Source organism: Bacillus sp. AFS059628 (assembly GCF_002571225.1).
GTDB lineage: Bacteria > Bacillota > Bacilli > Bacillales > Bacillaceae_G > Bacillus_A.
The window spans coordinates 69,252-91,380 of the sequence record NZ_NVEC01000048.1; the positions used below are offsets into that span (position 1 = coordinate 69,252).

Annotated in this window: 22 protein-coding genes and 1 other annotated feature; of the genes, 13 read left to right on the top strand and 9 right to left on the bottom strand. The window is 37.0% G+C overall.

The window, feature by feature from the left end:
• Window positions 1-188: 188 nt before the first annotated feature.
• From COL05_RS16280 to COL05_RS16290, 3 genes are all read right to left on the bottom strand, one after another.
• Entirely contained in the window at window positions 189-1,331 is a 1,143-nt protein-coding gene (locus tag COL05_RS16280) for a glycosyltransferase family 4 protein (protein WP_098669377.1), read from the bottom strand.
• Between the two features lie 12 nt (window positions 1,332-1,343).
• On the bottom strand, window positions 1,344-1,877 hold the full coding sequence (locus COL05_RS16285) for a phosphatase PAP2 family protein (protein WP_098669378.1): 534 nt from the start codon (window positions 1,875-1,877) through the stop codon (window positions 1,344-1,346).
• A 142-nt stretch (window positions 1,878-2,019) separates the two neighbouring features.
• On the bottom strand, window positions 2,020-2,532 hold the full coding sequence (locus tag COL05_RS16290; protein ID WP_098669379.1) for a gamma carbonic anhydrase: 513 nt from the start codon (window positions 2,530-2,532) through the stop codon (window positions 2,020-2,022).
• A gap of 74 nt (window positions 2,533-2,606) precedes the next feature.
• Here COL05_RS16290 and COL05_RS16295 point away from each other — a divergent pair, with 74 nt between their 5' ends.
• The 3 genes from COL05_RS16295 to COL05_RS16305 all read left to right on the top strand — a co-directional run bounded on the left by COL05_RS16295 (window position 2,607) and on the right by COL05_RS16305 (window position 4,790).
• Entirely contained in the window at window positions 2,607-3,410 is an 804-nt protein-coding gene (locus COL05_RS16295) for an alpha/beta hydrolase (protein ID WP_098669380.1), read from the top strand.
• A 41-nt stretch (window positions 3,411-3,451) separates the two neighbouring features.
• The gene (locus COL05_RS16300) at window positions 3,452-4,516 is read left to right on the top strand and encodes a tetraprenyl-beta-curcumene synthase family protein (protein ID WP_001102454.1); all 1,065 of its coding nucleotides are present in this window, start codon (window positions 3,452-3,454) and stop codon (window positions 4,514-4,516) included.
• Between the two features lie 61 nt (window positions 4,517-4,577).
• Entirely contained in the window at window positions 4,578-4,790 is a 213-nt protein-coding gene (locus COL05_RS16305) for a hypothetical protein (protein ID WP_098669381.1), read from the top strand.
• Between the two features lie 37 nt (window positions 4,791-4,827).
• Here the strand turns inward: COL05_RS16305 and COL05_RS16310 are convergent, their stop codons facing one another.
• The 6 genes from COL05_RS16310 to mnmL all read right to left on the bottom strand — a co-directional run bounded on the left by COL05_RS16310 (window position 4,828) and on the right by mnmL (window position 10,390).
• Entirely contained in the window at window positions 4,828-6,129 is a 1,302-nt protein-coding gene (locus COL05_RS16310) for a PepSY-associated TM helix domain-containing protein (protein WP_098669382.1), read from the bottom strand.
• 155 nt (window positions 6,130-6,284) lie between these two features.
• Window positions 6,285-6,959, bottom strand: coding sequence for an aspartate/glutamate racemase family protein (locus COL05_RS16315; RefSeq protein WP_098669383.1), 675 nt, complete (start codon window positions 6,957-6,959; stop codon window positions 6,285-6,287).
• A gap of 24 nt (window positions 6,960-6,983) precedes the next feature.
• Entirely contained in the window at window positions 6,984-7,664 is a 681-nt protein-coding gene (locus COL05_RS16320; protein ID WP_098669384.1) for an ABC transporter permease, read from the bottom strand.
• Between the two features lie 18 nt (window positions 7,665-7,682).
• Window positions 7,683-8,516 (bottom strand): ABC transporter ATP-binding protein, encoded by an 834-nt coding sequence (locus COL05_RS16325; RefSeq protein WP_098669385.1) that lies wholly within the window; start codon window positions 8,514-8,516, stop codon window positions 7,683-7,685.
• A 345-nt stretch (window positions 8,517-8,861) separates the two neighbouring features.
• The gene (gene mnmM / locus COL05_RS16335) at window positions 8,862-9,434 is read right to left on the bottom strand and encodes a tRNA 5-(aminomethyl)-2-thiouridylate-methyltransferase MnmM (protein ID WP_098669386.1); all 573 of its coding nucleotides are present in this window, start codon (window positions 9,432-9,434) and stop codon (window positions 8,862-8,864) included.
• Window positions 9,431-10,390, bottom strand: a complete 960-nt coding sequence (mnmL, locus tag COL05_RS16340; RefSeq protein ID WP_098669387.1) for a tRNA modification radical SAM protein MnmL/YtqA — start codon at window positions 10,388-10,390, stop codon at window positions 9,431-9,433. The genes mnmM and mnmL overlap by 4 nt, the downstream gene beginning before the upstream one ends.
• 111 nt (window positions 10,391-10,501) lie before the next feature.
• Here mnmL and COL05_RS16345 point away from each other — a divergent pair, with 111 nt between their 5' ends.
• From COL05_RS16345 to leuS, 10 genes are all read left to right on the top strand, one after another.
• Entirely contained in the window at window positions 10,502-10,765 is a 264-nt protein-coding gene (locus COL05_RS16345) for a YtzC family protein (RefSeq protein WP_000840868.1), read from the top strand.
• Window positions 10,766-10,780: 15 nt separating this feature from the next.
• The gene (locus COL05_RS16350) at window positions 10,781-10,930 is read left to right on the top strand and encodes a hypothetical protein (protein WP_001129341.1); all 150 of its coding nucleotides are present in this window, start codon (window positions 10,781-10,783) and stop codon (window positions 10,928-10,930) included.
• Between the two features lie 136 nt (window positions 10,931-11,066).
• Window positions 11,067-12,089, top strand: coding sequence for a DUF418 domain-containing protein (locus COL05_RS16355; RefSeq protein ID WP_098669388.1), 1,023 nt, complete (start codon window positions 11,067-11,069; stop codon window positions 12,087-12,089).
• 281 nt (window positions 12,090-12,370) lie between these two features.
• Window positions 12,371-13,132, top strand: coding sequence for an ABC transporter ATP-binding protein (locus tag COL05_RS16360; RefSeq protein WP_071711001.1), 762 nt, complete (start codon window positions 12,371-12,373; stop codon window positions 13,130-13,132).
• 18 nt (window positions 13,133-13,150) lie between these two features.
• Complete coding sequence (locus COL05_RS16365; RefSeq protein WP_098669389.1) at window positions 13,151-15,010, top strand: FtsX-like permease family protein; 1,860 nt, start codon at window positions 13,151-13,153, stop codon at window positions 15,008-15,010.
• Between the two features lie 347 nt (window positions 15,011-15,357).
• Window positions 15,358-15,924, top strand: a complete 567-nt coding sequence (locus tag COL05_RS16370; RefSeq protein ID WP_098669390.1) for a tyrosine-type recombinase/integrase — start codon at window positions 15,358-15,360, stop codon at window positions 15,922-15,924.
• A gap of 34 nt (window positions 15,925-15,958) precedes the next feature.
• The gene (locus COL05_RS16375) at window positions 15,959-16,456 is read left to right on the top strand and encodes a cation:proton antiporter regulatory subunit (RefSeq protein WP_061531264.1); all 498 of its coding nucleotides are present in this window, start codon (window positions 15,959-15,961) and stop codon (window positions 16,454-16,456) included.
• Between the two features lie 3 nt (window positions 16,457-16,459).
• The gene (locus COL05_RS16380; protein ID WP_098669391.1) at window positions 16,460-17,683 is read left to right on the top strand and encodes a cation:proton antiporter; all 1,224 of its coding nucleotides are present in this window, start codon (window positions 16,460-16,462) and stop codon (window positions 17,681-17,683) included.
• Window positions 17,684-17,917: 234 nt separating this feature from the next.
• Complete coding sequence (locus COL05_RS16385) at window positions 17,918-19,111, top strand: MDR family MFS transporter (RefSeq protein ID WP_098669392.1); 1,194 nt, start codon at window positions 17,918-17,920, stop codon at window positions 19,109-19,111.
• Between the two features lie 187 nt (window positions 19,112-19,298).
• Window positions 19,299-19,518, top strand: a binding site (T-box leader).
• 65 nt (window positions 19,519-19,583) lie between these two features.
• Window positions 19,584-21,992 carry a leucine--tRNA ligase gene (gene leuS / locus COL05_RS16390; RefSeq protein ID WP_098669393.1) on the top strand — a complete coding sequence of 803 codons (2,409 nt, stop codon included), beginning with the start codon at window positions 19,584-19,586 and terminating at the stop codon, window positions 21,990-21,992.
• Window positions 21,993-22,129: the final 137 nt, after the last annotated feature.

Here is a 22,129-nt window from a genome sequence, read left to right on the forward strand (position 1 = left end):
AGTTAAAATATTGTATAACTATATATTGATTTTTATGGGTTTTTATTACAAGTCTATTTAGTTATGTTTATTTTTGATATAATAAATATAGAAATAAAACGATATTTAACCTTATGTATCATTTATGAAACTAAAATTTATAACTGTGTAATAAACTCCCTTCGTCTAGTTGAAGGGAGTTCTTCTGTTTAAGCGAGTAATTCTGATGCGGTGTGCTGAAGGACTTCTTCATATTGGTCAAGTAACCCACGGAAAATCTCATCCCAGCTTTTTGTTTTAGCATAAGACGAAGCCGCTATGCCCATTTGTATAAGTTGCTCTTCATTTCGCAATAAAGAATGGATGGATGATAGAAATGAATCCGCATGTTTGGGCGGGCAAAGAATTCCTGTTTTTCCATCTGTAATAATATTTTTAACCCCGCCACTATTTGCACCGATGACAGGTGTACCGCATGCAAGCGATTCAAGTACAACATTTCCGAATGTTTCAGTAGCTGATGGAAATACCATGATGTTAGAACAAGCATATGCTTCAGCTAAATCCACGCCTTGTAAATAGCCAGTAAACGTGACATTTGTTTTCGGAACAGCTTCACGTAAATTTGTTGCTAGAGGACCGTCTCCTGCTATAAGCCAATGAATATCGTTTCGAGTATGCGCTGATTTAACGATAAGATTTTGCAGCGTATCAATATCTTTTTCAGGGGCAATCCGTCCAACATAGGAAAGGACGTACTTAGCTGTAATATTATATTTTTTTCGGAATAGGTCTGTATTGTAAGCTGGATGAAAGAGATTGCAATCTACACCCCGTCCCCAAATAGAGAGAGCTTGAAAGCCTTTATTTTTTAATTGATGTAATGTTTCGGGAGAGGGGACAAAATTTTTTTGCATATGACTATGAAACCACTTTAAATAGTTCCAAAGCATATGAGAGAGAAATTCGATTTTGTAATAACGTAAATAAGCATCGAAATCAGTATGATAAGAACCGACAACTGGGATGTTTAACTTTTTTGCATAATACAATCCACAAAGTCCCATGTTGAAAGGTGTAGCAATGTGAATCATGTCAGGCTTAAAGGAAAGAAGTTCTCGTTTAATGCGCGGAGTAGGAAAAGAAAAGCGACATTCTGGATATAATATTGTTAACGGGATACTTCTCATCTTGTTCACATTAGCCACGAAATTATCTTCAGCTGTATGCTGAGGGGCGAAAACAGAATAGGGGATCTTTTCTTTCTGAAAGTAACGTGTTAATCGTTCTAATGTTTTCGCAACCCCGTTGACTTGTGGTGTAAAAGTATCGGTGAAAATGGCGACTCTCATCATATCACTCCTTTATGTGAAAAGTGGGATGAATTGATAAAAAGAGATGATGCCAGAGCAAGCGCCGAGGCACATACCGACAAATACATCAGATGGATAGTGAAGCCCTAAATAAATGCGAGAAATACCGACGCATAATGCTAACGGTAATAAAAAAACAAATAAACTTGGATTATAACAAATAAATGGAATAAGGACAGAGAAAACGGCTGTTGTATGACCAGATGGGAAAGAGTGGTCTTTTAATGGATGGACTGGATATTTCGCATCCTGAATTGTTAAATAAGGACGTTTTCGCGGATACCATCTTTTTAATATTTGTACAGGAATATGGCTAATTGCTAAAGAAATAGCAGATGCGATTGCAGCTTGATGCAAAGTCCCTTTTGCGAACATTAAAAAGAAAAGTGTGAGTGCGATTGAGAAAGTAGCACCACCTATATGAGTAATATTGCTGAAAAAGATATTTAATGTTTTTTGATCAAAGTATCGGTTAATTCCTTTGAAAATGTAACATTCTATTTTATACAGTCCACTGGCCTTCATGAAAATTCTCCTCCCTCGCTTACATATATATGGAGATATTAGCTTTTATTTTAATAAGATTTTGTTGAGGGAGTAATAATGTTTTGTAAAGAAAAAGTTAGTTTTTATAAAAAAACTGCCACTTTAATGGCAGCTGGAAAAGTTACTTCTGTAATGATTTATAATACTGACCTTTTTCAACATATTGCGTGCGAATTCGCTCCATGTCTTTACGGTCTTCCTCTGTTAATTCACGAATGACTTTCGCTGGGCGACCGAAGGCTAACGTGTTTGGCGGGATTTTCTTTCCTTGTGAAACGAGGCTTCCAGCGCCGATAAAAGCTCCTTCGCCAATTTCAGCACCATCTAATATAATAGACCCCATTCCAATTAAAGCATCTTTTTTAATATGACAGCTATGTAAAATAACTTGATGCCCAACTGTAACGTCGTCTTCTAAAATAAGAGGATACTGAGGGCTTTGGTGGAGTGTACATTGGTCTTGTACATTTACTCGATCCCCAATGATTGTTGGTGACACATCACCACGGATGACTGTATTAAACCAAATACTTGATTCTTCGCCAACGGAAACATCGCCTGTAATCGTAACATAGTCAGCGATAAAAGCACTACTCGCAATTTTCGGATTTTTTTCTTTGTAAGAATATATCATGTAAAGCCTTCCTTTCCTAGAGACTAGTTTAAGTGTATCAAATTATGAAAAAGAGTGAAATGGAGGATGTCCGTATGTGGAATTATGAAGCGGAGGAAGCAAAGGCTGTAATCGTTATTGTGCACGGCGCGATGGAATATCACGGACGTTACGAGGCTGTTGCGGAAATGTGGAATCATAACGGCTACCACGTTGTGATGGGAGACCTTCCGTCGCATGGAACGACTTCAAGAAATAGAGGACATATTGATTCATTTGATGAATACATAGAGGAAGTTAAATTATGGGTGAAAGAGGCAAGAAAGTATCGGTTACCTATTTTTATATTCGGTCATAGTATGGGTGGTCTTATCGTTATTCGTATGATGCAAGAAACGAAGAGAGAAGATGTAGACGGTATTATTTTAAGTTCACCATGTTTAGGCGTATTGGCTGGACCTTCAGCACCACTTCAAGCTGCCTCAAAAATATTAAATATTATCGCTCCAAAATTGCAATTTGCAACGAATCTTACAGTGGAAATGTCAACTCGTAATCATGAAGTTAGGGACGCGATGGAGAATGATTCATTGTTCTTGCGCAAAGTATCAGTACGTTGGTATAGTGAATTGATTAAGTCTATCGAAATTGCTCATAAGAAAATAGATGATTTTCCAGACGTTCCACTCTTGCTAATGCAAGCTTGTGAGGATAAACTTGTAGATAAAATACGTGTCCGCACTTGGTTTGATAATGTTAAAATAAGTGATAAGGCTTTCAAAGAATGGCCGAATTGTTATCACGAGTTATTAAATGAGTATGAGCGTGATGAAATTTTGAATTATATTCAGTCATTTACTGAAATACGCATCAATAACATAATAGAAACAAACAAATAAGTAATTTATTTGTACATTGAATAGAGGAGATGAAGGAAGAAGTGAACGTACCGAGTAATCCCATAACGCTCATGGCGAAAGTATACCGTGATGTGTTTCCGGTTGTACACCATGAGCTAGCGATGTGGAAAGAGCGTGCCTACCATATTCCGAATGATGAGCTTCATAGTCAGGCAATCGCAAGTATTGAGCATAAAACGTTTCATTGTGAAGGCGGTGGCATTTTAGCGCTATTAGCAAATGAGCACCGAGAGGAATGTATTCGTTTTATCGTAGCGTATCAAACGATCAGCGACTATTTAGATAATTTATGTGATCGCAGTACATCACTTGATCCGAATGATTTTGCCGCATTGCATGAATCTATGTTAATGGCATTATCACCTGAAGTAGAAGGTGGCGGTAATTATTATCGTTATCGTGATGATCAAGATGATGGTGGTTATTTAGATGAACTTGTTGAAACATGCCAAGATGTTTTAAAGAAAACGAAGCACTATGATAAAATTGCTCCTATTCTTCATGAACTTGCTTGTTATTATTGTGATTTGCAAATTCATAAACATGTAAAATTAGAAGAAAGAGAACCGCGATTACAAACGTGGTTTGAAGCACATAAAGAAAACTTACCTGAGATGAGTTGGTTTGAATTTTCAGCATGTGCCGGTTCTACGCTTGGAATCTTCTGTCTTGTCGCATACGCATTCCATGATGAATTACATGATGAAGATATTGCGAAAATTAGACAAGGGTACTTCCCTTACGTACAAGGACTTCATATCTTACTTGATTATTTCATTGATCAAGAAGAAGACCGCGCTGGCGGGGATTTGAATTTCTGTAGTTATTACGAAAACGAGCAAGTGATATTAGATCGTATGAAACATTTTGTAGAAGAAGCAGAGAAGAGCATTGGTGATTTGCCTCATGCGAAGTTTCATCGTCTTATAAGCCGCGGGTTACTTGGTATTTATTTATCAGACCAAAAAGTATCAGCACAAAAGAATATGCACAAAATGGCACGGCGCATTGTAAAATACGGAGGTCTCACTTCACGATTCTTCTATTGGAACGGGAAGATGTACCGAAAGAAAACGGCGCAGTGATGAAGAAAACCACTCATATTGAGTGGTTTTTTTGTTATAATATGGTAAAGGTGGTGGCGAAATGAAGCAATTGTTTCAAAAGCTATATGACCATATTGAAATAACGTTACTCGTGCTACTTTCCATTTCATTTGTAACAGGAATGTATATGATGATGAATAAAGCCGGTGGTCCTACAACAATGGATTATGTAGCCCAAGTTATCATTGCATTGATTATTATAGTAGATATGGTCTTTTTAATAAGTGGTAGAAAGAAAGAAAATAGTAAATAAAAAAGCATTTGTACACGGTAGTACAAATGCTTTTTTATTATGATCGTATTTTTGAAAATACATATATAAGAAGTTCAACCGCAAAAATCACTAAAACAGATAGTCCGAATAAAGGCATGACAGCGCCTAGTATAACCATCATGATAAAGAAAACGATTATGCTTTTCTTATCTCTTTGCTTTGGAGGTGCTGCTAATTTTCCTTTCGGCTTTCTTGCAAACCACATTTTTACTCCGTAATAAATAAGAAGTAATAAAGATAATGTCGTTAGTAAGCATAATATTTTATTTGGCCATCCGAATAAATGTCCTTCGTGAAGCGGGATGCCGTAAGTGAACCATTGTGCAAGTAATCCATAATCACGATAGTCTGTTTTTGAAATGAGTTCTCCGCTATATTGATTAAAGTAAGCTGTTATTTCTTCATTTGGTGCAACATGCATACCTGTAATACCAGAACCGCTTGATTTCGAAACGGTGAATACGCCTTTCGGATCAGCTGGTAGTGAGATAACGTATGGCTTCTTTATTTCAATTCCTTTTTGTAATTCATCGACAGAAATAGCTTTCGGTTCATTTGAATCCGATTCAGGAGGAGCTTCTTTTCTTGTTGCCCATGGCAATTCTTTTACCTTTGATTCAGGCGGCGCCATATACAATTTCGGATATCCGAGCGATTCATTCGACGATGCGATTTTATAAATTTGGTTACCCATAAATCCTGACCATGGCAATCCAGATGCGACTAGCAGAACGAGTGGAATTGTAAATATAATACCGATAATAGAATGACGTCGTTTTGCTTTTTCTCGCTTATTGGATGCTGGTGTGTTTTTGAACTGTCGTATACTCATATACAACCCAGTTACAATTAAAAAGATTGTCCAGCACGCCGCAAGTTCTACAGTATAGTTGATGACAGTGCCACCAACTAAAAGAGAACTATGTAATTCCCGCATTATATTGGCAAACGTTTCACTTGCGTTTTGATCTCCGACAATTTGATTATTGCTATCTAAATACACATACTTTTGTTGCCCTGTATATTCATTTGCAATCGTAAGTCTCGTATTATAATCCCCATTAAACTCACTAATTTTCGCCACACTATAATGTGGATATTTTTTCTCGGTTAAGGAAATAGAATCAGACATCGAAATAGACTCTGTTTGGGCGCTCTTCCCAAAATATAAATCTTTATAGATGAAATCCTCAACCTCTTCCCGAAATAAATACCCAATGCCGCTCAGTGACAACGTAATAAGAAGCGGCGTAATAAAAAGCCCAGCATAAAAATGCCAACGCCAAAAAATGTAATGAAGCGAACGATTTACTTTCATACTTTCAGTTCCCCTAACCTTCCCTATATGAATAACTACTTATTTAATATAGCGAGATTAAGTGTGGATACTTTGAAAGAATTGTGAAGAAAGTTAAAAGTTTGTGGGATTTTTATTAAACATAAAATAAATTTCAGAAGGAGTGTTTTCTATGTTTATGAAGATTTCTTTATATTTGATAAATACATCCTAACAACCGCCTCTGCAAGACATTGAGTGGAATCAACAAAATCCTCACCCGCCACTACATTTAAATCAGTACATGCGATAATTGCGGTATCTACTTCATCTTTCAACTGCACAACGAGCGCGCTCCATAATTTGCGAGCTTCTTCAACTTCTCCGCTTTTAATATACGTAATAATTTGATTAATCATCGTTTGCCATGTTTCATAATGAATGTATTCTATATTCCGTTTTGCAATCCTGTCTTGATAAATACCAGCTTGAACTGTCGCTTCTGTTGCGAGAAGAGCGACTCTTTTTGTATTTTCAGGAATTGCTTGTAACGTCTCATCGACTATATTTAAAATCGGAATGGATAGAGAATATTGTAATTCTTCAAAATAAAGATGCGCCGTATTGCACGGCATAGCGATAAAGTCTACGCCAGTACTTTCAAGTTTTTGTGCCCCGTCAATAATCGCTTTTTTCATCGCTTCGTGATCAATAGAGCGATCCATATAAAACGGTGTTGGACACGAATAAATCATCATATGAGGAAAGTCCATATCATGTTTTGCTCCGTATATTGTTTGGCACTTTGCTACAACTGTATCAACGAATGGCCCAGTTGATTTTGGTCCCATTCCTGCTAGTATTCCGATCATTGTTTCGTCTCCTTTAATATGTAATTAAAAACGTTTTTTGCGAACAATAAAAAGAAATAAAGTAAGTAATAAAAATGAATATACGATAGCCCAAGCTGTGAGCCATAGCGTGTGAGACAGTATATTATATTTGTATTGTCCAAGCATTAGAAAGCTTTCGACAGGTGGTAAAAACCATAGTAACTCTTTTTTAAACCGGATAGATGCAATCGTTATAAGCAATATAAATGTAAGGCTAAGCCAAGCAGTGCTTGCTTTTGGAATAACATTTCTAGTAAATAAAGTTGCAATTGAAATTCCTAGTATAGAGAAAGACATATGAGTGAGAAATCCGACTAAAAATAAAGAAACTGTCATTTCTTCATTAAACATTTGCAAAATAATTGGATAGATTACAGATATAAAAGATAGCACAGTACAAATGAGAAGAGCCGTAATATATTTACCCACATATAGTGCGGAAATATTATTTGTGTGAGAAATAGTAATTTGTTCTTGTACAGGGTCTTCCGTATGAAAAATTGTGACTGTAATCCAGGCAGATAATAAATAAAGTGCGAGAGCTGTTTCTAAGTATGTCGGTACAATAGGAGTTGGTTTATATGTATATACAAAAAGTAAGCTCACAAAGTACATCGCAATAGGAGGGACGTACTTATACGATTTTGTATAGTCGAGAAAATGGTAACGAATAAGCGCGAACATAATAAACCTTCTTTCGATTTAAAAGTTAGGTTGTAACAGTGTGATAGATGCTTTTTTATGTAATAAAAACTGAAGTATGTCATTTGTATATTCTTTTTCGATTTGTAATTGAATAAGGTTTTGATTTGCATTGTGTGTAACGTGTATAAAACCGGATTGCTTTTGTAGTTCTATCGCTGAAAATGTTTCGTGAACGATTGCCTCAATATAGACTTGTTCTGCTCCTTTTTGTGAAGAGATATTTTCTGCAATTGTATGATCTGCTAACGTCACAATTCTATCGGCGAAGTTTTCTAGTAGCTGTTTTTCGTGACATGTGAAGAGTATAGATATGCCTTGTTGTTTTAATGAGAGTAAAATATGCTCTAATTCTTGCTGAGAGTTAGGATCGAGCCCAGAAAGCGGTTCGTCTAAAATTAATAAATGGACGTCTGTAAGTAATGCTTGCATAATACCAGTCTTTTGTTTCATACCTTTTGAAAAGTTTCGTACAACAGAATGTCTTGCATGATGTAGGTGAAAAGATTCCAGAAGCATCGGAATTTTATCTTTTAAATATTTTGTTGATAAACCGTGAATGTGGCCGAGATGATATAGATAATCTTCTAATGTAAAACGAATCCCTTCAGGAAAATGTTCAGGTACATATCCGATTTGTATATGTTCTTTTCTTTGAATTGTCCCTGCCGTAGGTGAAATAAAGCCTGCAATTATTTTGAGTAGAGTACTTTTTCCAGTCCCGTTCCCGCCAATAATAGCGAGTGCCTCTCCTTCTGGAATGGATAAATCAATGTTGTCTAGTATAAGTGATTTGCCATACTTCTTTTGAATTCCCCTTAGTTCTACTAGCAAAGTTTTATCCTTCTTTCTTCAAATATTGTATACATCCATTATATAGGAGAATAAGAAAAAGACGTGCAATGAGTGCACGTCTTTTTTTGTTATGTTTTGTCGATAAGTCGATATAGTGTGTCGACTCGCCGATATATCGAAAAAATCGTTGATATATCCGGAGTTACGATAGATAAAATTGAAAAATCGTCGATATATTACCCCGCATTAACGGGCAGTAAAACTCCCACCTTAAAATTCGGGTGGAGCAAAGAGATTAGGAGGAAGATAAACTGCCCATAAATGCCCGATTGGTTCAACTAATAATCAGTGGGGGATTCCCCCCCCACTGATTAAAGTTTCACTTTATCGTTTCTCAATCGCCACAATAAATGGCGGGTTATTTTGTTGGTTAATGAAGCCATAGCGCAGTACGTGAGCTTGGTTTTGGTCTAGTTCTTCTGCAAATTTAAGAACAGCGTCGCGTTCTACTTGTCCTTCTGGGTGTCCGTGGTAAATGACAATGACGATGATTCCTTCAGGTGCCATTACTTCTAGTAATTGTTCAATTGCCGAAATTGTTGAGTTCGGTTTTGTAACGATATGCTTGTCACCGCCAGGAAGGTAACCTAAGTTGAAGATAGCGCCTGTTACTTTTCCTTTTGCGTCTTCTGGTAGTACGGATAGAAGTGTATCGTGACTATCGTGAACTAAAACAGTACGTTCAAAAAGTTCTTTTTCTTTTAAACGAATAGTTGAGCTTTCAATTGCTTCTTTTTGAATATCAAATCCAAAAACTTTTCCGTTATCTCCAACGATTTCAGCTAGGAAGCAAGTGTCATGACCATTTCCTAAAGTTGCATCTACAGCGTAATCGCCTTCTTTAACTGCCGTTTGCAGCAGTGTGCGAGCAAACGGTAATACACGTTCTAATTTCATTGTTGTTTCTCCTCATTTGCATATTTTCCTTGCCAGCTTCCGCGGCGTACAAATTCTGCATCGATGGAATTTAATACTTCCCATTTATTTAAGCTCCACATTGGACCAATCATTAAATCAGGTGGGCCGTCACCTGTGATGCGGTGCACAATTACGTCTTCTGGAATTATTTCAAGTTGGTCAACAACGAGACTTACGTAATCCTCAAGAGAAAGGAATTCTAGTTGTCCTTTTTCATATTGCTTCACCATTGGCGTTCCTTTTAATAAATGAAGTAAATGAATTTTAATTCCTTGTACGTCAAGTTTCGCTACTTCTCGAGCTGTTTCCATCATCATGTCGTAATTTTCAAGTGGAAGACCGTTAATAATATGAGAGCAAACTTTAATGCCGTGCTTACGTAATTTATTTACGCCTTCCACGTAAGACGGATAATCGTGAGCGCGATTAATAAGGTTTGCAGTTCGTTCGTGAACAGTTTGTAAACCAAGTTCAACCCAAAGGTATGTGCGTTTATTTAAGTCCGCTAAATATTCAACAACATCATCTGGTAAACAATCTGGACGAGTTGCGATAGAAAGACCGACAACGTCTTTTTCTGCTAGAAGCGGTTCGAATTTTTCTTTTAACACTTCAAGTGGTGCATGTGTATTTGTGTACGCTTGGAAATAAGCGATACATTTGCCATCTTTCCATTTTGAACGCATTTTTTCTTTCATTTCATGATATTGCGTTATAACATCATCGCGGCGATCACCAGCGAAGTCGCCAGATCCGGCAGCGCTACAAAATGTACAGCCACCGTAAGCAACTGTACCGTCACGGTTCGGACAATCGAAGCCAGCATCTAATGAAACTTTAAAGATTTTTTCACCAAATTCATTTCGTAAATGGTAATTCCATGTATGATAACGTTTATTGTCGTTTGTATATGGAAAAGGGTTTTGAACCTTCATTACTTTCCCTCCTAAGCCGAGTCAAAATGAAACAAAATCCATTATAACATACTCATAAGGTAGAGATGGAAGGGACACACTAAAGGGGAATTGAAGCAAGGAGGGACAATTATGGCAGAGCGTCAATCACTTGAATCGTATATTACACAAGCGGAACAAGCTGTGGAATATGCGAAAGAACAATTAGACCAAGGCATGAGACAAGAGCATTACAATACGATGGAGTATTCGGATGCGCAGTTAAAATTAGAACAAGCATATAACGATTTACAAACGATGCAACAACATGCGAATGATGAGCAACGTGAGCAATTAAATAGAGCACGCATGGCAATTCGCCAACTACAACATCAAATGATTATTACACCGCACTAAGAAGGAGTGAATGTAATGGCGAAACGTTCAGATCAAAATAATCCAGAGCAAAAAACGCAAAATGGACATAACGCTGAATTTTCAAATGAGCTTGATCCAATTGTTCAAGTAAAACAACGCAACAGTAAAAAAGGACAACCTCAAAGATCAAAGCAATCAGAGTAAACCAGGTCGCAATATGACCTGGTTTTATTTTGCTATATGACAATAATGTAAGATTTCTGTAAGGTTTGTCGATAGTTGTAAGCTTACTTTTCCAGTAGAGTAAGGGAGGATTAAATTTTGGACAAGGAGTTGCTTTATGGGGAACAACATTACAAACAAACGAATTGATGAGTTAGATTACATTCGTGGCTTCGCATTACTGGGGATTATTTTAGTGAATATTCTTGCACTACTTAATATTAAAAGTCCAGATCCTAATACAGTAGATGCTAGCTATCAAAGGTTTCTATACTTATTTGTAGAAGGTCGTTTCTTTTCGATTTTCTCATTCTTATTTGGAGTGGGATTCTATATCTTTATCTCGAGAGCAATTGCAAAAGGGAAAAATGGATATGTTCTATTTTTACGCCGTCTAGTTGCGCTATTTATTTTCGGTTTGCTTCATTACATGTTTCAGCCTGGCGAAGCGTTAACGTTATATGCAATCTGCGGGTTAATCGTTTTACCATTTTATAAAGCGAAAAAAGAAGTGAACTTAATAATTGGTCTTATTTTGACAATTGCTTTTAGTGTGATGGGCGTTAAAGAACTATTACCACTTGGCTTAATTTTATTAGGTCTTGCTGCAGGACAATATCGTGTATTTGAAAACCTCTCACAAAACATAAAGAAAGTCGCTATTTTTACAGGTGTTATGTTCGTTTTAAGCGTCGTAGCTATATGGTATCAATATGGGCATGTTCCTGCTGAGCCATTTGTAAATATGATAATTATGACTGAGGATGGAACAATGGATGCTGCAGGTCAATTTTTAAAAATTGGTGTTACAGTCGGACCAATTATTTCAGCTTTCTATGTCGGAGCATTAATTTTATTACTTCAGTTAAAACCAGTTCAAACATTATTAGCACCACTGAAATATTATGGACGTATGGCTTTAACGAATTACATTGGACAAACTGCAATGATTTTAATTGCCGGTAGCGTATTTAACTTTGCAGGAAACTTAACATACATACAGACGTTATATGTATGTATCGCAATTTATGCTATTCAAATTGTGTTTAGTGTAATTTGGATGAAAATCTTTAAAATGGGTCCGCTAGAATGGATTTGGCGTGTTATTACGTATTGGACGGTAACACCTTTAAAGAAATAAAGTGAAACTTTAATCAGTGGGGGGTCTTACTGCCCATTAAAGCGGGATAAAGAGAGAAGTGGGCTGTTCCTTTTGTGGAACAGCCCATTTTTATTTTCATCTTTTGGCGGTAAGTGGAGATTCCTTGGTAGATCGCCAATAAAATCTCATTTACCAACGAACCTTACACGCCCCCTTTTTTATATTACAAAAGTGTAAGGTAATTGTAATGTTAACAAATAGCAGTTCACCCTCAAAAGGCGCAAAATAGGTAATGGAAAAACAAGCGTAGGAGGATATATATGACGAAACCAGTTGTAGACGTGAAAAACGTTCAAAAAGTGTACGGTAAAAAAGGTGAGAACCAATCACACGCGTTAAAAGGTGTTTCATTCTCAATTCAAGAGGGTGAGTTTGTTGGGATTATGGGACCATCTGGTTCCGGTAAAACAACATTATTAAATGTAATTTCAACGCTTGATAAAGCAACGGGCGGCGTTGTTGAAATTGCGGGTACGGATATTACGAAAATGAAACAAGGTGAACTTTCTGATTTCCGTTCACAAAAATTAGGATTCATTTTCCAAGACTTTAACTTATTAGAGAACTTATCTATTTATGAAAACATTGCACTTCCACTTTCTCTTCAAGGTGTTCCATCACGTAATATTGGACCGAAAGTAGAAAAAGTAGCGGGTATGTTAGGGATTACAGAAATACTTCAAAAGTATCCATCTGAAGTATCTGGTGGACAGAAACAACGTTCAGCAGCAGCGCGTGCATTAGTGCATGAGCCTGCAATTATTTTAGGGGACGAGCCAACAGGAGCGCTTGATTCTAAAAATGCAACGAGTTTACTTGATGCGATGACAAATTTAAATAAAGATCAAGGCGTATCGATTATGATGGTTACACATGATCCGTACAGTGCAAGTTACTGTCAGCGTATTTTATTCATTCAAGATGGTGAGTTATATAAAGAAATTCATCGCGGTGGTACGCGTGAAGAGTTCTACAAAGAAATTTTAGATGTACTTGCAGATTTAGGTACACAAAAAGCGTAAGAGAGGAGGTTCTAAGACATGTTATTCAAACTTTCCATGTCGGGGCTGAAAAGTAAGCTGAAGGATTATATCGTCTTACTTGTTGGTCTTGTCATGTCCATTTCAATTTTTTATATGTTCCAAACGTTAGCGCTGAATAAAGCGTTTATCGAATCTAACTCAGTTATTCAATCGATTGGATTTGTATTCCAAGCAGGTTCATTTTTACTCGCTATTATAACGTTCTTCTATATTCTATATGCGAACTCTTTCTTATTATCTCTTCGTCAAAAAGAGTTTGGTATGTATATGATGTTAGGAGCAAAAAAACATAAAGTTACATTACTTATGTTTATTGAAACGATTGTATTAGGTGCTGCGTCTCTTGCGATTGGTATTACAGTTGGTGTAGGGCTTGCAGAAGGTATCGGACAGTTATTAATGAAACAGCTTGAATTTGCTGGTGAAGGCTATAAAGCATTTTATTTACCATCTATGACTGTTACTTGTATTTTCTTCTTTGCATTATTTGTCTTATCAGCAATTATGAACAGTATTAAATTATCACGTATTTCTGTACTGCAACTTGTACATGCAGACGCACAAACAGAGCGTGTTGCAGTAAAAGGAAAAATGACAGGTTTAGTTGCATTCCTTGCGGTTATTTTATTAGGCATTGGATATGCATCAATGATTTACATGGAAAAACTAAGAGAGATGGGAATCCTTATTGCATTAGTTACAACAACAGCTGGTACTTACATGTTATTTGGATCTCTTCTTCCAGTTATTATTAAAAAGTTAAAAAGTAATAAAAAACGTAGTGAAAAAGGACTTAACGCTTTTACGTTCGCCCAATTAAACTTCCGTATTAATAGCTTAACGAAAGTACTTGCGACAGTAGCGATGTTAGTAGCGCTTGGAGCTGGTGCAATTTCAGGTGGTATGGCATTTAAAAATAACGTTATAAAAATGGTTGATGGTTTAGTAATCTATGATTCAGTAGTTCATAATCCAACAGCTGAGGAAAAGAAAATTTTAGACGGTATTACATTTGAAGAGAAAAGCGAATATCGTTACAAAGTCGATGATAAATACGTTTACTATGTAAAAGAGGATTTAGAGAAAAATCGTCCTTTAGTAAAAGATATGGAAAACATGAAGTCGATGAAAGATTTAGTGAAAACGAAAAAAGTTTCAGAGGAACTACCAGTGGGTGCAGTTTCTAGAGAAATGAATGAAAAAGATGCGAACGCTAAAGAACTTCCACAACAATGGGACGAGACTTTCAGAACAATCGAGCCATTCTACGTACATGAAGATCATGCAATTAAAATTGTAGATCAAAAAATGTACGATACTGTAAACGGTAAAGAAGGAACCGTATTTATTGGAAAAACAGATGATTTTGAAGCACACACAAAAGAATGGAAAAAACTTGACGAGTTGCAACTAGATAAATATAAAAATGTAGCAGCTGAAAGATTAGATAGTAAATATCAAGCTTACGACATGTTCTATGGCATTGCGAGCGGAACAGTGTTTATGGGATTCTTCCTTGGAATTGCTTTCTTAGCAATGATGGCAAGTTGTTTAATGTTCAAAATTCTTTCTGGTGCATCAAAAGATATTACGCGTTATCAAATGCTTCGTAAAATCGGGGTGCGCCGTGAATTATTAACAAAATCAATTTATAAAGAGTTATTCTTAGTCTTCCTATTCCCAGCAATTGTAGGTATCGCCCACGTATTAGTTGGTATGAATATTTTCGGATTTATTCTAGTTGATCCTTACTTCCGTATTTGGGTACCAATCGTAATTTTCGTAGTAATTTATGCGATTTATTACTTCATTACAGTTCAATTGTATAAAGGAATTGTTCTTCCGAAAGAAGATTAATACGTAAAAAGCCGAGTGAAAACGCTCGGTTTTTTATATTTTCAGAAAAAATACTTTAATGTTACTGAAATATATAATATAATATAAATAAGTAACATAATATGTGAGTATCAGCTACTGGAGAATGAAAGGAGGAATCCGATCTATAGAAAGAAGCTGAACTTGTATCCCCTATTTTTCTACCCACACCATATTTGTGCAATCATAAATTTCCAAATGAAAAATTGTCAGACCTAAGTCGTATATTGTGAAAATAATGGATAATACATGGAAATCCCATAGCGTGATAAGGTAAAATGAACAGGATAATGAGAAAATTACCGTTCATAAGATGAGGAGATACATGTATGGAAGTTGTAGAGGCATTAAAAGATATAAGCCAAATTGAGGCTATGAAAAAGTATTTAAAAGAGCACTCGCAGCGAGATTATCTTTTATTTGTTATTGGAATTAACACCGGATTAAAGATTACTGAACTACTTAGTATGAAATTTGAAGAGGTATTAAATGAAGATGGAACTGTGAAAGAGTTTTACTCTCTTCCTGTGAAAGATGAAAAATTCAAACAAGATATTTATTTAAATACAAAAGTAAAAGAAGCACTTTTAGAGTATGTACAATCTATTGATGCTCAAAGAGAAAACTACGTATTTCAATCGAATAAAACGAAAAATTCAATTACGCGTCAACAAGCGTATCGCGTTATTCATAACGCAGCTGAAGCAGTTGGGATTGTTGGAAAGATTGGAACGAACTCAATGAGAAAAACATTTGGATTTCACGCGTACAAAAGAGGAATAGCGATTGCGCTATTACAAAAGCATTTCCATCACGCGACTCCATCTGAGACGCTCAAGTATTTAGGAATTTCAAAAGATGAGAAGTTTAAAACAGAGATTGATGTAGATTTGTAAAAGCCGTAACTAAAAATTTTAGGAGGCGGAACATATGAATATTAGAGAGAGTGAATTACCGGGCATTGGATGTAAATTTGAAGTAATAACAAAAGGTAATGAAAAAATGGTTATCGTTATTCATGATGATGGCCGAAGGGAAATGTATCATTTTGATGCGGATCACGATGAGAGTGTTTCAAGCATTTCTCTTCGTGATTCTGAAGCGAGACAAATTGCGGCTATATTAGGCGGAATGGTATATAGACCGCAAGCGTTAGACACAATTGAGATGGCTTTTGAAGGATTATCAATTGAATGGTTTAAGGTAGAAAATCATGCGCCAGTCGTACAACAAACAATTGGTAGCTTACATGTCAGAAAAACATATAACGTAACGATTATTGCCATTTTGAAAAAGAATATGAAGAAATTCTTTAATCCAGGTCCAGATTCTATTATTGAAGCTGGCGATATGCTCGTATTATCGGGCGCGAGACATGAAGTGAAAAGAATTATTAATGAATTGCTTTCAGCAGGAGGTGATTCATAATCGATGGATACTTTAATCTTTGAAGTTGGAACTGCGTTAGTATTAGTAGCTTTTGCAGCTATCCTCGCTGCGAAGTTAAAGTTCTCGATTATTCCGTTTCTCATTATACTCGGTATGTTAGTGGGGCCTCATGCCCCAGATTTAGGACTTATCGATTTAAGGTTTATTGAAAGCGGAGAAGTTATTTCATTCCTCGGCCGTGTTGGCGTCATATTCCTCCTATTCTACTTAGGTTTAGAATTCTCAATAAAAAAATTAATTAAATCAGGAAAGTCAATTGCTTTCGGGGGGACTGTCCACATATCGCTTAATTTCATATTAGGTTTGCTTTATGGATATGTGATGGGATTTCCCTTACTAGAAACGTTAATTATTGCTGGAATCATTACAATTTCATCAAGTGCAATTGTTGCGAAAGTAATTGTTGATTTAAGAAGATCTGGTAATAAAGAGACTGAATTAATATTAGGAATCATTATGTTTGATGATATTTTTTTGGCTGTATATTTATCAGTCGTTTCAGGGTTAGTACTCGGTGGTGCCACATCATTTGTAGGTGCTCTCACATCGGTTTTAATCGCAGTAGGATATATGCTACTATTCTTCGTAATCGCTAGAAAAGCTACGCCGTTTTTAAATAAAATATTAGATATTTCGTCAAATGAAATTTTTATTATCGTAATATTTGCTATTTTATTCTTTGTAGCAGGATTTTCAGAAACGATTCATGTTGCAGAAGCGATTGGAGCGTTATTGTTAGGGCTTGTTTTTTCAGAAACGGAGCATAGCGATCGGATTGAACACCTCGTCGTCCCGTTTCGTGATTTCTTTGGGGCCATATTCTTTTTCAGTTTCGGTTTAAGTATAGATCCGTTTTCGCTTGGAGGAGCAGTGTGGTTGGCATTAGGAGCAGTGTTCATTACACTCATCGGTAATTTTACAGCTGGAATGATTGCAGGACGTAAAGCCGGGTTATCGCATAAGGCTTCTACGAATATAGGTTTAACACTTGTATCACGCGGAGAGTTCTCTATTATTGTCGCGAATATCGGTATTGCAGGTGGTTTAATGGCAGCGATTAAACCGTTCTCCGCACTGTACGTTTTAATATTAGCATCGTTAGGGCCGTTATTAACGAAAGAGTCTGGGAGAATATACTCTCTACTAGATAAGGTATTTAAATGGGGCGCTAAAGAACGTGCGAAGCGAGAAAAAGAAGTTGGATAGTATAAATAAGGGGAGGCTGCATGAACTTCATGTAATCTCCTCTTTTTTTATTGTTACTGCTGTCGTTTTTTGTCGGTAAGTCGATATATTTTCAAACAGCAATCAATATAATTTTATTTACCAACAAACCGTTATCTGAATTTCATCAACTATTAATCAGTTGCCTTCCTATTTAAAAACGACTACAATTTTACTGTTATAGATGAACGAAAAAATAGAATAGGAGGGGAGACTATGCCAAGGAAAGTATGGCTATTAGTAGCTGGGATGATTATTAATGTCACGGGTGCTTCTTTTTTATGGCCTTTTAATACAATTTATTTGCATGATCACCTAGGAAAATCTTTATCTGTGGCCGGAATGGTATTAATGATCAACTCGCTTACTGGTGTAATCGGAAACTTGCTCGGCGGTGTTTTATTTGATAAATGGGGCGGTTATAAATCAACTTTAGTAGGAATTGTGATTACACTCGTATCAATTTTAGGTCTTGTGTTCTTCCACGGTTGGCCATTATATGTTGTGTGGCTAGCGTTAATCGGCTTCGGTTCTGGAATGGTCTTCCCATCGATGTACGCGATGGTTGGTACGGTTTGGCCAGAGGGCGGAAGACGAGCATTTAATGCGATGTATGTTGGACAAAACGTTGGTATTGCGATTGGAACAGCATGTGGTGGATTAGTTGCATCGTATCGTTTTGATTATATTTTCTTAGCGAACTTTATTTTATACTTTGTTTTCTTTTTGATTGCTTTTATTGGATTCCGTGGTATGGAAGACAAAAAAGAGCCGGGAGTGCAAAAAGAAGTCGAAACGAAAAAAGGTTGGTCGCTTACACCTGGATTCAAAGCACTTCTTATCGTGTGTGTAGCATATGCTTTATGCTGGGTTACATACGTACAGTGGCAAGGGGCAATTGCAACACATATGCAAGAATTAAACATTAGTCTTCGTCACTACAGTTTATTATGGACGATAAACGGAGCGATGATTGTTTGTGCGCAGCCATTAGTTAGTATGCTAATTCGCTGGATGAAGCGTTCTTTAAAACAACAAATTATGATTGGAATTATTATTTTTGCGGCGTCATTTATTGTGTTAAGTCAAGCGCAGCAATTTACAATGTTCCTCGTTGCGATGATAACATTAACAATTGGTGAGCTATTCGTATGGCCAGCAGTTCCGACCATTGCAAATATACTTGCGCCAAAAGATAAGCTTGGGTTTTATCAAGGTGTTGTAAATAGCGCGGCGACTGTAGGAAAAATGTTCGGACCGGTCGTTGGCGGAGCGATTGTTGATTTATACAATATGGAAGTATTGTTTATAGCAATCATGGTAATGCTTGTAGTAGCGCTTATAGCAACGAGCATTTATGATAAACGAGTAAAAGTAGAAGAAACAGTTGAAGAAAAAATTGCAGTTTAGTTTGACGGAACATGTTCACATGTTTTAGAATATATTTAAATAAAACAACCTTTCGAACAAGGGAGATTGCTCGGCTGTCGTAAGACGAATTCATTAGTTATGAAGAGTAACGATTAACCGAGAAGCCCCGCTTTAAGTAAGCTCTTAAGAGATTCTAAGCGAAGGGTAGTTCACTTAACTCATATTTGTAATAACAGTGAGAAGGAGTAGTAGTAATAGAAGCTGGTTTAGAGAGTTGACGGTCGGTGCAAGTCAATCCACGTTTCGTTATGAACTCGCCTTTGAGTTGCAGTTGTGAAACTAATAGTAGCAATTGCCGTTAATCCACGTTACGGATCTAAGCGAATGTATATTTGTACATTAATTTAGGGTGGTACCGCGGGAATCTACAACCTCTCGTCCCTTTCTAGGGATGAGAGGTTTTTTGTATTTTGGGCGGTGAAAATAAATATAATTTCAAGGAGGGTATCTCATGAGCTTTAATCATCAAGAAATTGAGAAGAAGTGGCAAGGGTACTGGGAAGAGAATAAAACATTCCGTACGCCAGATGAGACAGAAAAACCAAAATTTTATGCACTAGATATGTTCCCATATCCATCAGGTGCAGGCCTACACGTAGGACATCCAGAAGGATATACAGCGACAGATATTTTATCTCGTATGAAGCGTATGCAAGGATATAACGTTCTTCATCCAATGGGATGGGATGCATTCGGTCTTCCAGCAGAGCAATATGCACTTGATACTGGAAACAGCCCAGCTGAATTTACAGAGCATAATATTAATACGTTCCGTAACCAAATTAAATCATTAGGTTTCTCTTACGATTGGGACCGTGAAGTAAATACAACAGATCCAAACTACTACAAGTGGACACAATGGATCTTCTTAAAACTATTTGAAAAAGGCTTAGCTTACGTTGACGAAGTACCTGTAAACTGGTGCCCAGCACTTGGTACAGTACTTGCAAACGAAGAGATCATTGACGGTAAGAGTGAGCGCGGTGGACATCCAGTTGAGCGTCGTCCGATGAGACAGTGGATGTTAAAAATTACAGCTTACGGAGATCGTCTATTAGAAGATCTAGATGAGCTTGATTGGCCAGAAAGCTTAAAAGATATGCAACGTAACTGGATCGGTCGTTCTGAAGGTGCAGAAGTACACTTCAATATCGACGGTACAGACGAGAAATTCACAGTTTTCACAACGCGCCCTGATACATTATTCGGTGCAACATACTGTGTACTTGCTCCGGAACATGCACTTGTTGCAGAAATTACAACAGCAGAACAAAAAGAAGCGGTAGAAGCTTACATTAACGCTGTAAAAATGAAGAGTGACCTAGAGCGTACAGAACTTGCGAAAGAAAAAACTGGTGTATTCACTGGTGCTTACGCAGTTAACCCAGTAAACGGTGAGAAATTACCAATCTGGATCGCTGATTACGTTCTTGCAACTTACGGAACAGGTGCTGTAATGGCAGTTCCAGCTCACGATGAGCGTGACTATGAATTCGCATCGGTATTCAATCTTCCAATGAAGGAAGTTGTAAAAGGCGGAGATATTACGAAAGAAGTGTACACAGGTGATGGTGCACACGTAAACTCAGCATTCCTTGATGGTTTAAATAAAGAAGAAGCAATCGCAAAAATGATTGAATGGCTTGAAGTAACAAACGCAGGAAATCAAAAAGTAACGTACCGTCTACGTGACTGGTTATTCAGCCGTCAACGTTACTGGGGTGAGCCAATTCCAGTAATTCACTGGGAAGATGGCACAATGACAGCTGTGAAAGAAGAAGAATTACCGTTAGTTCTTCCGAAAACAGAAAATATTCGTCCTTCAGGTACAGGTGAATCACCACTTGCTAACATTGAAGAATGGGTAAATGTTGTTGATCCTGAGACTGGTAAAAAAGGGCGTCGTGAAACGAACACAATGCCACAATGGGCTGGTAGCTGCTGGTATTACCTACGTTACATCGATCCAAACAATAGTGAAGCACTTGTAGACCCCGAAAAAGTAAAACAATGGCTTCCAGTTGATATTTATATCGGCGGAGCAGAGCACGCTGTACTTCACTTACTATATGCTCGCTTCTGGCATAAAGTATTATACGATATCGGTGTAGTTCCAACGAAAGAGCCGTTCCAACAATTATTCAACCAAGGTATGATTCTAGGTGAAAACAACGAGAAAATGAGTAAATCAAAAGGTAACGTTGTAAACCCTGATGATATCGTAGCAAGCCACGGTGCAGATACACTTCGTCTATACGAAATGTTCATGGGACCATTAGATGCTTCGATCGCTTGGTCTGAAAATGGTCTTGACGGAGCTCGTCGTTTCCTAGATCGCGTATGGCGTTTATTCATTCAAGATAACGGTGAATTAAGTGAGAAAATTACGGATGCACCAAATAAAGAGCTTGAAAAAGCTTACCACCAAACAGTGAAGAAAGTAACAGAAGACTATGCTGAGCTTCGCTTCAACACAGCGATTTCTCAAATGATGGTATTCATCAACGATGCATACAAAGCTGAAACACTTCCGAAAGAATATGTAGAAGGTTTCGTAAAAATGATTGCACCAGTTGCACCTCACATCGGGGAAGAGCTATGGAGCAAACTTGGATACAATGAAACAATCACATATGCAAGCTGGCCAACATTTGATGAGTCTAAACTTGTAGAAGATGAAGTTGAAATCGTTGTTCAAGTTATGGGCAAAGTTCGCGCGAAACTAACAATGAGTAAAGACGCATCAAAAGAAGAAATGGAACAACTTGCACTTGAAGCAATTCAAGACCAAATTGAAGGGAAAACAGTTCGTAAAGTAATTGTTGTTCCTGGAAAACTTGTTAACGTTGTTGCAAACTAATTCATTCAAAAAAGCTCAGAGTATTTATGCTCTGAGCTTTTTTGTGTAGAAAATAATTTCTGGATTACCTTAGTCTAAGTTTTCAATTATTCCATTACGTACAAATAAAAGAGCGGAATTCCCATACAGACAAACAC